The 13279-nt window shown below is 72.6% G+C and carries 15 protein-coding genes; 9 read left to right on the forward strand and 6 right to left on the reverse strand.

Annotated features, from left to right (window positions below; translation table 11 throughout):
• The first annotated feature begins 20 nt into the window (after window positions 1–20).
• From ABEG17_RS02805 to ABEG17_RS02830, 6 genes are read left to right on the forward strand one after another with little or no spacing between them, the layout of a single operon-like run.
• On the forward strand, window positions 21–359 hold the full coding sequence (locus ABEG17_RS02805; RefSeq protein ID WP_406831760.1) for a hypothetical protein: 339 nt from the start codon (window positions 21–23) through the stop codon (window positions 357–359).
• Window positions 356–874 (forward strand): hypothetical protein, encoded by a 519-nt coding sequence (locus ABEG17_RS02810; protein WP_406831761.1) that lies wholly within the window; start codon window positions 356–358, stop codon window positions 872–874. The genes ABEG17_RS02805 and ABEG17_RS02810 overlap by 4 nt, the downstream gene beginning before the upstream one ends.
• A complete protein-coding gene (locus ABEG17_RS02815; protein ID WP_406831762.1) occupies window positions 871–1644 on the forward strand; it encodes a LamB/YcsF family protein in 774 nt (257 codons plus the stop codon). The genes ABEG17_RS02810 and ABEG17_RS02815 overlap by 4 nt, the downstream gene beginning before the upstream one ends.
• Window positions 1644–2333, forward strand: a complete 690-nt coding sequence (locus ABEG17_RS02820; protein ID WP_406831763.1) for an allophanate hydrolase subunit 1 — start codon at window positions 1644–1646, stop codon at window positions 2331–2333. The genes ABEG17_RS02815 and ABEG17_RS02820 overlap by 1 nt, the downstream gene beginning before the upstream one ends.
• The gene (locus ABEG17_RS02825; RefSeq protein ID WP_406831764.1) at window positions 2330–3247 is read left to right on the forward strand and encodes a biotin-dependent carboxyltransferase family protein; all 918 of its coding nucleotides are present in this window, start codon (window positions 2330–2332) and stop codon (window positions 3245–3247) included. The genes ABEG17_RS02820 and ABEG17_RS02825 overlap by 4 nt, the downstream gene beginning before the upstream one ends.
• 56 nt (window positions 3248–3303) lie before the next feature.
• On the forward strand, window positions 3304–3795 hold the full coding sequence (locus ABEG17_RS02830; protein WP_406831765.1) for a DUF2505 domain-containing protein: 492 nt from the start codon (window positions 3304–3306) through the stop codon (window positions 3793–3795).
• Window positions 3796–3915: 120 nt separating this feature from the next.
• Here ABEG17_RS02830 and pruA read toward each other — a convergent pair whose 3' ends face one another.
• Window positions 3916–5544 carry an L-glutamate gamma-semialdehyde dehydrogenase gene (gene pruA, locus ABEG17_RS02835; protein ID WP_406831766.1) on the reverse strand — a complete coding sequence of 543 codons (1629 nt, stop codon included), beginning with the start codon at window positions 5542–5544 and terminating at the stop codon, window positions 3916–3918.
• A 71-nt stretch (window positions 5545–5615) separates the two neighbouring features.
• Between pruA and ABEG17_RS02840 the strand changes: the two genes are divergently transcribed.
• Window positions 5616–6440, forward strand: coding sequence for an alpha/beta fold hydrolase (locus tag ABEG17_RS02840; RefSeq protein ID WP_406831767.1), 825 nt, complete (start codon window positions 5616–5618; stop codon window positions 6438–6440).
• Between the two features lie 33 nt (window positions 6441–6473).
• On the opposite strand, the gene ABEG17_RS02845 is transcribed toward ABEG17_RS02840, so the two are convergent.
• From ABEG17_RS02845 to ABEG17_RS02855, 3 genes are read right to left on the reverse strand one after another with little or no spacing between them, the layout of a single operon-like run.
• Entirely contained in the window at window positions 6474–6893 is a 420-nt protein-coding gene (locus tag ABEG17_RS02845) for a DUF6912 family protein (RefSeq protein ID WP_406831768.1), read from the reverse strand.
• Between the two features lie 17 nt (window positions 6894–6910).
• Window positions 6911–7909 carry a patatin-like phospholipase family protein gene (locus ABEG17_RS02850; protein WP_406831769.1) on the reverse strand — a complete coding sequence of 333 codons (999 nt, stop codon included), beginning with the start codon at window positions 7907–7909 and terminating at the stop codon, window positions 6911–6913.
• A complete protein-coding gene (locus ABEG17_RS02855) occupies window positions 7906–9330 on the reverse strand; it encodes a WS/DGAT/MGAT family O-acyltransferase (protein WP_406831770.1) in 1425 nt (474 codons plus the stop codon). The genes ABEG17_RS02850 and ABEG17_RS02855 overlap by 4 nt, the downstream gene beginning before the upstream one ends.
• A gap of 40 nt (window positions 9331–9370) precedes the next feature.
• On the opposite strand from ABEG17_RS02855, the gene ABEG17_RS02860 reads away from it, so the two are divergent.
• Together ABEG17_RS02860 and ABEG17_RS02865 are read left to right on the forward strand one after the other, a co-directional pair.
• A complete protein-coding gene (locus tag ABEG17_RS02860; protein ID WP_406831771.1) occupies window positions 9371–9868 on the forward strand; it encodes a hypothetical protein in 498 nt (165 codons plus the stop codon).
• Window positions 9865–11184, forward strand: a complete 1320-nt coding sequence (locus ABEG17_RS02865; protein ID WP_406831772.1) for a hypothetical protein — start codon at window positions 9865–9867, stop codon at window positions 11182–11184. Before ABEG17_RS02860 ends, ABEG17_RS02865 begins: the two co-directional genes overlap by 4 nt.
• Here the strand turns inward: ABEG17_RS02865 and ABEG17_RS02870 are convergent.
• Together ABEG17_RS02870 and ABEG17_RS02875 are read right to left on the reverse strand one after the other, a co-directional pair.
• On the reverse strand, window positions 11174–12451 hold the full coding sequence (locus ABEG17_RS02870) for a CpaE family protein (RefSeq protein WP_406831773.1): 1278 nt from the start codon (window positions 12449–12451) through the stop codon (window positions 11174–11176). The genes ABEG17_RS02865 and ABEG17_RS02870 overlap by 11 nt on opposite strands.
• A complete protein-coding gene (locus tag ABEG17_RS02875) occupies window positions 12448–13116 on the reverse strand; it encodes a DUF3592 domain-containing protein (RefSeq protein WP_406831774.1) in 669 nt (222 codons plus the stop codon). Before ABEG17_RS02875 ends, ABEG17_RS02870 begins: the two co-directional genes overlap by 4 nt.
• Window positions 13117–13279: the final 163 nt, after the last annotated feature.

Consider the following 13279-nt stretch of genomic DNA (forward strand, 5'->3'; position numbering starts at 1 on the left):
CCCTCACTAGAGTGGTCGGTATGCCGCCCGCCCAGGTTGGCCCCGAGGCCCTTCGCGTCCTCGGCGCAGCCCTCGGTTCGCTGGGCGAGTGCGCTCGCTCGGGCGCCGACGAGGTGCTCAGCCACTTCCCGGACGCGGGTGACCGCGAGCTCCAGTCGGTGCTGGACGACCACCTGGACCAGGTCGCCGACCTGCTGCGCGAGGTGGACTCCTGTGCCACGGAGGTCGGGGCACGTCTGCGCCTGTCGACGGCAGCCGACGCGCCCGCCCGTGGACCGGCCCTGCGTGACGCACGCTCCATCCCCGCCGACGAGCAGTCGGCCCCCGGTCCCTCGGCGCGTGTTCGGAACTCGCGATGAGCCTCGTCGCGGGCGACCCGGCGTCGTGCTCCCGCGTGGGCGGGTCGCTGCGCCAGCTGGCGACCTCGCTGCGGACCAGCTCTCGGGCCGTCGCTGCGGCGGCCACCGATCCCGAGCTCCCGGTCCGCGGCACGGTCGGCGCCCGCGCCCACCGACGCGTTCGCCATCTCGGTGACGCCTCGTCCGCCGCCGCCGACGAGCTCGACCGGATCGGTTCGGCACTTCAGGACCACGCGGCCGACCTTGCCGAGGCCGTGGCCGATGTCCGTGGCCTGACTGCCCGGGCGGAGGCGGCCGGTCTGCAGGTCAGGGACGGCCAGGTCGTGCCCGTGTGGGGAGTCAGCGGCCTTGCGGACGCGCCGGCTGATGCGGCCCGCGAGCAGCACCGCGAGGCCCTCCAGTCCGAGCTGCACCGCCTCCTCGCCGTCCTTGCCGCGCGACGCCACCGGCTCGCCGCGAGCGTGTCCGCCTCGAGCTCGGTGCTGGCCGACCACGCAGCAAGGCTCCGCCGATGACCACCGTCGACCTCAACGCCGACCTCGGCGAGTCCTTCGGCCGCTGGAGCCTGGGTGACGACGCGGCGATGCTCGAGGTCGTCACCAGTGCCAACGTCGCCTGCGGCTTCCACGCCGGCGACCCGACCACGCTGATGGACATCTGCCTGCGTGCTGCCGCCAGCGGGGTGGCTGTTGGTGCGCAGGTCGGCTACCCGGACCTGGCCGGCTTCGGGCGAAGGTTCATCGACGTGTCAGCGGTCGACCTCACCGCTGACGTCGTCTACCAGGTCGGCGCCCTGCGTGCCCTCGCCCGCGCCGCCGGCACCCGGGTCTCCTACGTCAAGCCGCACGGTGCGCTCTACAACGCCATCGTCGCCCACGAGGCCCAGGCGGCAGCCGTGGTCGAAGCACTCGTGCTGCTGGGCGACGACCTCCCGCTGGTCGGCCTACCGGGTTCGCTCTCGCTGCGGTTCGCCGAAGAGGCCGGGCTGTCCACGGTGGTGGAGGCCTTCGCCGACCGCGCCTACGCTCCTGACGGCACGCTGGTCCCGCGAGCCGACCCCGGAGCAGTGATCCACGACCCGGAGGCGGTCGCAGGGCGTGTCGTCCGCCTCGTCGTCGACGGGGTCGTGGAGGCCATCGACGGCAGCCTGCTGGCCGTGCGGCCCGACTCCGTCTGCGTGCACGGGGACACAGCCGGCGCCGTGTCGCTCGCGACGGCCGTGCGACAGGGCCTCGAGGCCGCTGGGGTGCAGCTGCGCCCCTTCGCCCGCCCCCGCGGCTCCTGATGGCCGGCAGGCTGCTCCCGTACGGCGACCACGCCGTCCTCGCCGAGGTCGCCGACCTCCACGAGGCCCTGGCGCTGCACCGGCTGCTGCAGGGGCAGCTCGAGCACCACGCACCAGGACGTGCCGCGACGCTGGTCGACGCCGTCGCCGGGGCCAGGTCGCTGCTCCTCGTGGCCGACTCCCCGGAGAGCCTGCCCTTCGTCCGCGAACTGGCCAGCGCGGCGCTGGCCACGCTCGAGGTCGACCGTGCCAGCCGGCAACCACCCGATCGGGCGCACCATGACCAGGTGCCGGCCGACCTCATCGTCGAGGTCCCCGTGCGCTACGACGGGGACGACCTGCACGAGGTGGCTCGACTCAGCGGGCTGTCGCCGGAGGAGGTCGTGGCGGCCCACACCGGCAGGCCGTGGCGGGTCGGCTTCGCCGGCTTCGCGCCGGGGTTCGCCTACCTCGTCGACGGGGACCCCCGACTCCAGGTGCCTCGCAGACCCTCCCCACGCCGACGCGTCAGCGCAGGAGCCGTCGGGCTGGCCGATGAGTTCAGTGGCATCTACCCACGGCAGTCGCCCGGCGGGTGGCAGCTGATCGGCCACACCGACCTCGTGCTGTGGGACCTCGACCGCGATCCCCCCGCCCTGCTGCGACCGGGCCTCTGGGTGCAGTTCGCCGACGCCGGCGGTGGCTCGTGACCGCCGGTGACCCCGCGCCGTACGCCGCGCTCGAGGTCCTGCACGTCGGCGTCCTCGCCCTCGTGCAGGACCTCGGTCGGCCCGGTCGGGGCTCCATCGGTGTCAGCCCCTCCGGCGCCGCCGACCGGGGCGCCCACCGGCTCGGTGCGCGCCTCCTGGACCAAGAGGACTCCCTCGCCGGTGTCGAGGTCGTGGGTGGGGTCGCGCTCCGCGCCCGGGGCAGCGTCACCGCGGTCGTCACCGGTGCATCCTGCGCGGTCAGCGTCGACGACCGTCCGGTCGGCACCAACACCCCGTTCCTCGTCCCCGACGGCCAGGTGCTGCGGGTGGGGCGTCCTGCCGCCGGACTGCGGTCCTACGTCGCGGTCCGCGGTGGGATCGCCGTCGCGCCTGTCCTCGGATCACGTTCCCACGACACGCTTTCCGGCCTGGGACCACCCCCGCTGTCCCCCGGTGACTCCCTCCCCGTGGGGCAGCCCGGCGGGCGGGCTGGCGGCGAGCTGCTCGTCGACGTCGCACCGGTTGCCGGCCCGTCAGTCGGTCCGGTGGAGCTCGACGTGCTGCCCGGCCCACGGTTGGACTGGCTCGCCGACCCGGTCCACCTGACGACCGCCGGGTGGACCGTGGCGGCGGACTCCGACCGGGTCGGGATCCGGTTCGCCGGGCGTGCGCTCGAGCGGGCACGCGGGAGGGCCACCGCCGAGGTCCCCAGTGAGGGCCTGGTCCGAGGAGCGCTGCAGGTGCCTGCCAGCGGCGTCCCCGTGGTGTTCCTCGCCGACCACCCCGTCACCGGTGGCTACCCCGTCGTGGGCGTCCTGACCGAGCGCGCCTGCGATCTCGCGGCACAGCTCGTCCCCGGGCACCCGATCCGTCTGCGGCTACTCGCCTCGCCGCGCCGTTCGTCCCCTCGTTAGGCTGGCGCGAGCCTGCACGGGACCTCCCGTCCCCCGCGCCCCCAGAGGAGAGACGCATGAAGATCGCCACGACGATGGAGTACGCCGCCACCCCCGAGGAGGTCTTCGCGGTCCTCACCGACCAGGCCTTCCAGGAGGCCAAGTGCGCGGCCACCGCGGCGATCAAGTACACCGCGTCGGTCAAGCAGTCCGGTGGTGGCGCGGTCATCACGACCGAGCGCATCCTGCCGTCCGACGACCTGCCCGACTTCGCCAAGAACATGGTCGGTGAGACCCTCAAGGTCGTCGAGACCCAGACCTGGGGCGCTGCCTCCGCCGACGGCAGCCGCACCGGCACCGTCGAGATGACGGTCAGCGGGGTCCCCGTGGCCCTCAACGGCACCCTCGCCCTGGCCGCCGGCGGCCCGGGGAGCGTCGAGCACCTCGACGCCGAGCTCAAGGCCAAGATCCCGCTCGTGGGCGGCAAGATCGAGAAGGCAGCGGCCAAGCCGATCGAGGAGGCCATCGACATCGAGGCCGCCACGGTCAAGGAGTGGCTCGCCCGCTGACGCGCCACCACCGCTCCACCCGGCCACGCTGGGTACGCGAAAGGCCCAGGACCGCAAGGGTTCTGGGCCTTTCGACGTATGGCGCCGCCTTGCCCTCGGCGGGCGCGACTGCTGGGCGGCTCAGCCCATGTGGGGGTAGCCGTGGGTCTTCGGCGGGTCGAACGTCTCCTTGATGGAGCGGGCGCTGGTCCAGCGAAGGAGGTTCTGCGCGGCGCCGGCCTTGTCGTTGGTGCCCGATGCGCGGCCACCACCGAACGGCTGCTGGCCCACGACGGCGCCGGTCGGCTTGTCGTTGACGTAGAAGTTGCCGGCGGCGAACCGCAGGCGCTGGGTGGCGTCGGCGATGGCGACGCGGTCCTGGGCGATGATCGACCCGGTCAGACCGAACGGCGCGAAGCTCTCCATCTGGTCGAGCACCTTGTCGTACTGGCGGTCCGGGTAGACGTGCACCGACAGGATCGGGCCGAAGTACTCGGTGCGGAACGACTCGTCGGACGGGTCGTCGATCTCGAGGACGGTCGGGCGGACGAACCAGCCCTCGCTGTCGTCGTAGGTGCCACCGGCGACGACGTCGACCCCGGACGTGGCGTGCGCCCGGTCGATGGCGTCCTTGTGCTTGCCGAACGCCCGCTCGTCGATGACCGCGCCCATGAAGTTGGACAGGTCGGTGACGTCACCCTGGGTGAGGCCCTCGGTGATCGAGACCAGGTCGGCCTTGATCTTTTTCCACAGCGAGCGCGGCACGTAGGCGCGCGAAGCAGCCGAGCACTTCTGGCCCTGGAACTCGAACGCGCCGCGGATCATGGCCGTGCGCAACACATCCGGGTCGGCCGACGGGTGGGCCAGGATGAAGTCCTTGCCGCCGGTCTCCCCAACGAGACGGGGGTAGGTGCGGTAGCTGGGCAGGTTGGCGCCGACCTCCTGCCACAGGTGCTGGAAGGTCGGGGTCGAGCCGGTGAAGTGGATGCCGGCGAGGTCGGGGTCCGCGAGCGCGACCTTGGAGACGTTGAGGCCGTCACCGGTGACCATGTTGATGACGCCCGGGGGCATGCCGGCCTCCTCGAGCAGCTGCATCGTCAGGTGCGCGGCGAACTGCTGCGTGGGGCTGGGCTTCCAGACGACGGTGTTGCCCATCAGCGCCGGGGCCGTCGGGAGGTTGCCGGCGATCGCCGTGAAGTTGAACGGGGTGATCGCGTAGACGAAGCCCTCGAGCGGGCGGTGGTCCGTGCGGTTCCAGATGCCCTTGGAGTTGAGCGGCGGCTGCTGCTCGAGGATCTGCCGGGCGAAGTGCACGTTGATGCGCCAGAAGTCGATGAGCTCGCAGGCGGCGTCGATCTCGGCCTGGTAGGCGGTCTTGCTCTGACCGAGCATCGTCGCCGCGTTGAGCCGCGCCCGCCACGGACCGGAGAGGAGCTCGGCAGCCTTGAGCAGGATGGCTGCACGGTCGTCGAACGACAGCTCGCGCCAGCCGGGGGCTGCGGCCTTGGCGGCGTCGACGGCGGACTGGGCCTCGCCGACGGTCGCGTTGCGCAGGGTGCCCAGCACCTTGCGGTGGGCGTGCGGCTGACGCACGGCGAACGTGCGTCCGGTGCCGACCACCTTCTGACCCGCGATGGTGTGGGGCAGGTCGATGCTGGTGCTGCCCAGCTCGGCGAGCGCGATCTCGAGCTTGGCGCGCTCGGGGCTTCCCGGCGCGTAGTCGAGGACGGTCTCGTTGACGGGGACGGGCACCTGGGTGACGGCATCCATGGCGTGCAGGCTCCTTGTGGTTGCTTCGACGGTGGTCGATGGGCTGAAAGGGCGCACCTATGGTGTCACGTATGCCGAGCAGCGCTCACCACACCGACCTGGCCCACCACGTCCGGGGCCCGGTCGACCCGGCGGCACGCACGCTCGTGCTCCTGCACGGCCTCGGCGACTCCGGCGCCTGCTGGCCGGACGCCGTCCGACGGTGGTCGCCCACCTACCGCGTGATCGGGGTCGACGCCCTGGGACACGGGCGCTCACCGCGCTTCACGGCCGCGCAGCTCGCCTCCGAGGACCCGATGGAGGCCATGTATGCCGCGGCCGAGGACCACCTCGCGTCCGTCGTCGCCGCCCACGGCGCCCCGGTGACCCTGGTGGGCCACTCGATGGGTGGCGGAATCGCCGGCGCCCTCGCCGCCCGCCGCCCCGACCTCGTGGCTGCCGCGGTGCTCGAGGACCCGGCCTGGCGCGACCCCGGGCTCCGGGTGCAGCCGGCCGAGATCGTGCGCGAACGCGTGGCGGAGTGCCGGGCCTTCACCGACGACCCTGCCGGTCAGCTCGAGAAGGGGCGCGCCGAGAACCCGGCCTGGCCCGAGGTGGAGCTGGCCCCGTGGGTGGAGTCCAAGGCGCAGGTCGACCTCGACTTCCTCGCCCTCGGGATCGCCAACCTGCTCCAGCCGTGGGACGACGTCGTCGCCTCCATCGCGGTGCCGACCCTGGTCCTGCTCGCCGAGCGCGGTGGACCGGTGACACCACAGGTCCGGGCCAGGGCCGCCGAGCTCGACAACCCCCACGTCGACCTGCGCGTGGTGCCCGGCTCGGGCCACTGCATCCGTCGCGACACCGCCGACGGCTATCACGCACTCGTCGACCCGTTCCTCGCCACCCACGCCCGCTGAGGGATCCGCCGGCTCCAGCCCGGACCGCGTCGCTCAGAGGAGGCGCAGGACCTCGTCGAGCTCGGTGACGTCGTACCAGAGCAGGTCGTCCATGCCGTCGTCGCCGGCCGACTCGTCGACGTGGAACGACACCACGCGCGACAACGGCAGGGGGTGCGTCAGCTGCACCCCGGCGAGCGCGTCCGCCGCCCGGGAGGCGACCCAGGTCGGGTCGACGTCGGCGGCCAGGACCACGCGCTTGGCCTGGTTCGCCCCGCGGCGCTCGTCCGCGGCCTCGAACGCCTCGGTCAGCGCGGCATACTCCCACTCCTCCTCGTCACCGGAGGGGAGCATGCGCTCGAGCCGGTCGGTGACGGCGAACGCCTCGACCGGGTCGCCGGCGACCTCACGGTCGGCCGCCAGGCGGCGGACGCCGTCGGCGTCCAGGGGCACGTAGATCCGGGTCTGGGTCATCCCACGTCCTTGCTGAGTCATCCAACGTCTTCGAAAGCGGAGCGGTCGGGCAACGGGGCCGGGTCGTGCAGGGCGACCGCCGACGTCCGCAAGGAGGTCTCGATCACCTTAGGCCGTCGCGTGACGTCCATGAGGTTGGACCCGAACGCCTCGAGGTCCTCCTCGCCGGGACCGAGCACGGTGACCTCGGCACCGTCGGCGTGCACCCTGGCGAGCTCGCGCAGGACGCGCAGGGTGACGCGGTTGCGCCACTGCCGCTCCACCCTCGAGCGCCACTGCGTCGGGGCGTCCTTGACGAAGCTCACCTGGGGGGCGAGGACGAACACCTCGTCGAGGTCGAGGCCGATCATGAGGTCGAGGTTGGTGGAGGACCAGGCCCCGCCGTCGATGTAGCGGTGCGTCCCGATTCGCACCGGTTGGTACCACCCGGGGATCGCGCACGACGCCATCACCGCGGCCGACAGGTCCACCGGCTCGACACCCGGACGGCCGAACGCCATGCGCTCCCCCGTGTCGTAGTCCAGGGCCACGACGGTCAGGCCGGGGCGCGGCACCCATCCACCGGGCACCACGTGGGCCACGAGTGCCCCCACCGCCTCGATGCTGCCGCGACCCTCGGGCAGGATCGCCGACAGCACGGCCGTCGGGGGCAGCGAACGCAGGTGGAGGGCGTTGCGGCGCAACAGCTCCCCCGAGCCGAACCCGACCTTGGGCCTGCCGGGGCGGTCGCCACCGGTGTCCTTGTCGTAGTCCCAGACGTACCCGGAGAGCGGCCCGGTGTCGAGGCTGCCACCGAGCTGGTGGGACAACAGGTCCTCGACCGAGACACCGGCTGCCAGCAAACCGGCCAGCACCGACCCGGCCGACGTCCCGACGAACTGGTCGAACTCACGGACGTCCGTGCCCAGCTCGTCCTGCAGCGCCTTGAGCGCACCGACCATCCAGGCGGCGCCCAGCACGCCACCACCGCCGAGGACGAGGCCTCGGCGCCTGGCGGGCGGGCGCGCCGGACTCATCGCCTCGGCGACCGGTGGCTCTCGAGGAGCTCGGCCAGCGAGTCGACGATGCTCTGGCCGAGGACGTCGATGTCCGGCATCGAGTCACGGTCGGCGTTGAGGCCGTAGTAGACCCCGCCGTCGTAGGAGGTCAGCCCGATCGCGAGCGCCTGGCCACGGGCGAGCGGCATCACGGGGTAGGTCGACAGCATCCGGGCGTCACCGGCATACAGGGTGTGCTGCGGGCCGGGGACGTTGGTGATGACCACGTTGAACAGCCGTCGCGACACCGCTGACCCGAGGCGCGCGCCGAGCGAGTGCAACGTGGGTGGGGCGAAGCCGGCCAGCCCCGCCAGCGACTCGGCGCCCACCGCCTGGCCGCCCTCCATCTGCTGGCGCATCGCGAAGGCGATCTGGTGCAGGCGCATCGACGCACCAGGCTCCCCCACCGGGAGGTCGACGAAGCAGGCCGTGAGACGGCTGCCGACGTGCCGGGCCTCCGCGTCGTAGACGCTGACCGGAACCATCGCCCGCACGGTGGTGCCGGAGTGGACGGCCTCGCCGCGGGTGAGCAGCCAGGAGCGGAACGCGCCCGAGATGGTGGCCAGGACGACGTCGTTGATGCTCACGTCGTCGGCGTAGTTGCCGCGGGCCAGGCGGCTGCGGACCTTGCGGTAGTCCTCGAGGTCGGTCCCGATCATCACGTAGCGACGGGCCTCGCCCACGTGGGCGTTGAGCGGCGAGTGCGGGGCCGGGCGGGCCGCGGTACGGGCCAGGGTCGCCACCACGTCCCCGGCCGCCGTGAGCGCGCGGGAGCCGACAGCCTTGACGTCGACGATGCCCCCGCGGATGTTCTCGACGACCTCGCTGGGCCGACGGACCGCGTCGACGAGGGCACCGGTCAGCAGCTCGACGTCGCTGGGCTCGCGCGACGGGCGCCACGTGTCGGTCACCAAGCCCTCGGCCGCCGGGTCACCGTCGACGATGACGTGGGCGATGTCGACGGCATTGATGCCGTCGACGAGCGCCTGGTGGGACTTCGTGACGATCGCGAAGCGGCCCTGCTGCAGGCCCTCCACGAGGTAGACCTCCCACAGCGGTCGCCTGCGGTCCAGGGCGCGCGGCTGGATCCGGGCCACGAACTCCTGCAGCTGCTCGTCGGTGCCCGGCTTGGGCAGGGCCGACCGGCGCACGTGGTAGGTCACGTCGAAGTTCTCGTCGTCGACCCACACCGGGTTGGCCAGGCGTCCCGGGATCTGGCGGACCCGCTGCCGGTAGCGCGGGACGAAGGCGATCCGCGTCGAGATGAGCTGGACGAGGCGGTCGTGGTCGAAACCCTCGCTCGGGGGGTCGAACACCATGACCGACCCCACGTGCATCGGCGTGGTCGACTCCTCGAGGTAGAGGAACGACGCGTCGAGGGAGTTCAGGCGGTCCGTCACCCCCACATCGTGGCAGAACCGGTTGCCTAGACTCCCATTCGTGACGAAGATGACGCCCCCCGTGGTCCCTGACCCCATCACCCGCCTGGCCACCGCATCCGTGGCGCTGCTCCTCGTGGGCGCGCTCGCCGGGTGCGGCGGTTCGGCGAGCGAGTCGACGGCCGGCCCGACGACCGCGGCGTCCAGCACCTCGCCATCCTCCGGCGCGAGCCCCTCGTCCTCCTCGTCGGGCTCGGCCGGCTCCTCGAGCTCGTCCGGCTCGAGCAGCTCATCGGCCGGGCGGACCCTCGTGGTCACCGTCCAGGGCAAGAACGTCACCCCAGCGCCGTCGACCGTGGACCTGGCCGTCGGCAAGACGCTCACGCTGGTCGTCACCAGCGACCACGACGACCAGCTGCACATCCACGGGTTCGAGGTGGAGACCACGCTCAAGGCGGGCAAGCCCACCAGCGTGACGGTCACCGGCCAGGAGCCCGGGGTCTACGAGGTGGAGACGCACCACCCGGCGCTGCGCCTGCTCAAGATCGCGGTCCGGTGACCCTCGCCCTGGCCCTGCCGGCCCACGGGGTCGGGTCGCGCGAGGACCTGCCGCTGCCGTTCCACCTCCTGCTCATCGGGGCGGGCCTCGCCCTGGTCGTCTCGTTCATCGCCCTCGGCGCTCTCTGGAAGCAGCCCCGCCTGCGGGGCTCGGACGGCCGGCTGCTGCCGATCACGGTCTCGCTGGCCCTCGACTCCGCCCCGGTCCGCGGTCTGTTCGTGGCGCTGTCGCTGATCATCACCGGCTGGACCCTGGCGGCCCTGTTCTTCGGCAAGGACGACGCCAACAACCCGGTGCCCAGCGTGGTCTACGTCTGGCTCTGGGTCGGGCTGGCGTTCGGGTCGATGGTGTTCGGTGGGTTCTGGCGGCTGGTCAACCCGATCCGCTGGCTGCGCCGCGGGCTGCTGGCCCTCGGCCGCATCGAGGAGGACTTCAGCCTCAGCGAGTACCGCCTCGGGTACTGGCCCGCTGCGGCTGGACTGCTCGCCTTCACCTGGCTCGAGCTCGTCGCCCCCGACAACGCCGAGCTGCTCACCCTGTGGGTCGCGATCCTGGGCTACATCGTGGTCGGCCTGGTCCTCAGCCTGCTCTACGGCCCTGCCTACCTGCGCACGGGTGACCCGTTCACCGCATGGTCGTCGTTGTACGGCACCCTGAGCCCGCTGGGTCGCCGCGACGACGGCAGGTGGGTGCTGCGTACGCCGTTGCACGGCCCGCTGCAGCTCCCCGCCCGCCCCGGCCTGCTCGCCGTGACCTCCGTGATGCTCGGCAGCACCGCCTACGACGGCTTCTCGGGCGAGACCCGTTGGTACTCCTTCGTCCAGTCGTCCGCAGTGCCAGCGCAGGTGTGGGACACCGCGGCCCTCGTGTCCTTCTGCCTCGTCGTCGCCGCCTCCCTGTATGCCGCGGCGTCCCTCTCCGCGCACCTCGCCGGGGTCTCGGTGCGCGGAGTGGCCACCTCCTTCGCCTCCTCCCTCATCCCCATCGCCGCGGGCTACCTCATCGCGCACTACTGGTCGCTGTGGGTGTGGGAGGGAACCAACGGGCTGGCGAAGGTGTCCGACCCCCTGGGCACCGGGGCCGACCTCCTCGGGACGGCAGGGCTCACCCCACCCGCTGCCCTGATCGCCCCCGGTTTCGTCGCCGGCGTCCAGGTGGTCTCGATCATCACCGGGCACGTGCTCGGCGTCGTGCTCGCCCACGAGCGGGCCATCTCCCTGTTTCCCCGCCGGGCCGCCGTGGTGGGTCAGCTGCCGCTGCTCGCCGTGATGGTGGTCTACACCGTGGGCGGCCTCACCCTGTTGTTCAGCTCCTGAACGGCTGACGCCGGCGGCGACGCCGGTGCTGGGGCGCCACGGCGGCATACGGCTCGGTGAGACCGACGAACGCCCTGCGCAGGTCGCTCGCGGGGGCGAACTCGGCCAGCGACTTGCCCGCGAACATGGCTCCGTCCACGGTGACCTGGTCGTGGGGCAGGAAGGCCAGCTCGTCCATCCCGGCGAACCGGCCCAACGCCTCGCTGATGCGCCGTTCCGGGCGGGCGCCGACGGCGGAGGCGCGCACCTTGTTGACCACGACGCGGGGCGACGGGCTGGGAACGGTGGCCAGGTCCTGGACGGCGCGGACCAGTCGCTGCAGGCCGATCGGGTCGCCGGCCCCGACCACCACCAGCTCGTCCGCGGACTCCAGCGCCACCAGGGTCGGCGCGTTGCGGCGCGGCGCGAGGGTGTCGTAGGAGAGCTCCTCGTCGTCCTCGATGCAGAACCCGCAGTCGACCACCACGAACGCCGCGAGCTGCCGCGCCATCGCCAGGACGTGCTCGACCGACGCGGCCCGCAGCTCGGTCCAGCGGTCGGCGCGGGGCACCCCGCTGAGGACCCGCAACAGCGGCGACACCTCCGGAGCGAGTCGGGCCAGGGCCGGCAGGTCAAGCGTGCCCTGGTCGGCGGCGCGACAGGCGGCTGCCATGCCCGGTGCCTCGTCGAGCAGCCCCAGCGCCTGCGCCACCGACGAGCCGTACGTGTCGCAGTCCACCAGCACCGTGGGGGCGTGGACGGCGAGCTCGGCCGCCAGGTTCAGTGCGACGGTGCTGCGCCCCGGAGCACCGGTCGGACCCCAGACGGCGATCACCCGACTCGGCGCCGGGGGCGGCTCGCCGGAGTCCGCGAACCCGTCAGCGACGCCCTCCGCGACGCCTGACCCGGGAGTCGGCTCGTCGGGCGCCTCCGCGTGCAGCAGCAGCTCGTCGAGCAGGTCGGCGAGGTCGTGGCTGTCCACGTCGGTGCGCACCACGACCGTGAGCCCGAGCTGGCGCAGCCGTCGCTCACCCGGGTCGTCCCCCGGCTCGGTCACCCCGGCGACGACGACCCCGTGCGTCGCGAGCTCGTGCAGGGCACTGCGGTCCAGGGACCGTAGGTCGGGCGAGACGAGTGCGACCCGTCCCAACCCCGCTGCTGCCGCAGCGAGGAGGTCAGGCAGGTCGGCGCACCGGCGGGCCACCGCGTAGTCGGCGGTGGCATCGACAGCGGCAACCAGCTCGGACTCCCCGGCCCCGGTGAGGGCCGTGACGACCGGACGGCTCACCGGTCGTCCCCGACGTTGCCGGGGGCCGGCACGAGGGTGATGCGCGCGCCGTCATCGACCCGGCCGATGATCTCCTTGATCCTGACCTTCGGTGCCATCACCTGCACCGGGCGGTCGCCTCCCGCACCGCCCGAGAGGCCACCCGCGGTCTTGGGCAGGCTCGCCACCGAGACTCCTTCGAGGGCGAGCACCGGTCCCGAGAAGGCATCCGCCCGGCTTGCCCGCGGGTCGGGCGGGTTGACGTAGACGTCGACGCGGCTGCCCACCCGAAGCGCTGCGGCGGTCCCAGCGTCCACGGAGAGCGTCAGCGCCTGCACCGACACCTGGTCTCGTCCCCCGACGGCCACGGTGGGCACCAGCTCGCCTGCGGCGACCTCTCGTAGGACGAAGCGCTCTGGTGCCAGCGCGGTGTCGGCAGGGAGGTAGCGGTCCCGCTGCGAGCCGAGCTGGACGTCCACCCGCACCAGATCACCCTCGGTGAGTCGCTGTCCCGGCACCAGCGCGGCCTGCGCCGCATACATCGGCGTGCGGTCGTCGGAAGCAGCCACGACCGCCGAGCCGACGGCGACGGACGCGAGCACGAGCACCAGGCCGATGAGCAGCCGCGCGTCTCGCCAGGCCGGTCGCTGCAACCGCGTGGCCTTGGGCACTGGAAGGTCAGACACGTCGTTGTCCCCCTTGACATGGTTTCGCCGGTTCCCCGCCGGCGTGGTCATCATGGACCAGAGGTGTGGTGGTGCGCGCGCTCATCCACAAATGGGCGCAAATCATCCACAAGCGACGCAGGCCAACTCCTCCAAACGGCTGACGATGAGAGACTTTGGCAAT

The sequence above is a fragment of the Pedococcus sp. KACC 23699 genome, assembly GCF_045348425.1.
GTDB lineage: Bacteria > Actinomycetota > Actinomycetes > Actinomycetales > Dermatophilaceae > Pedococcus.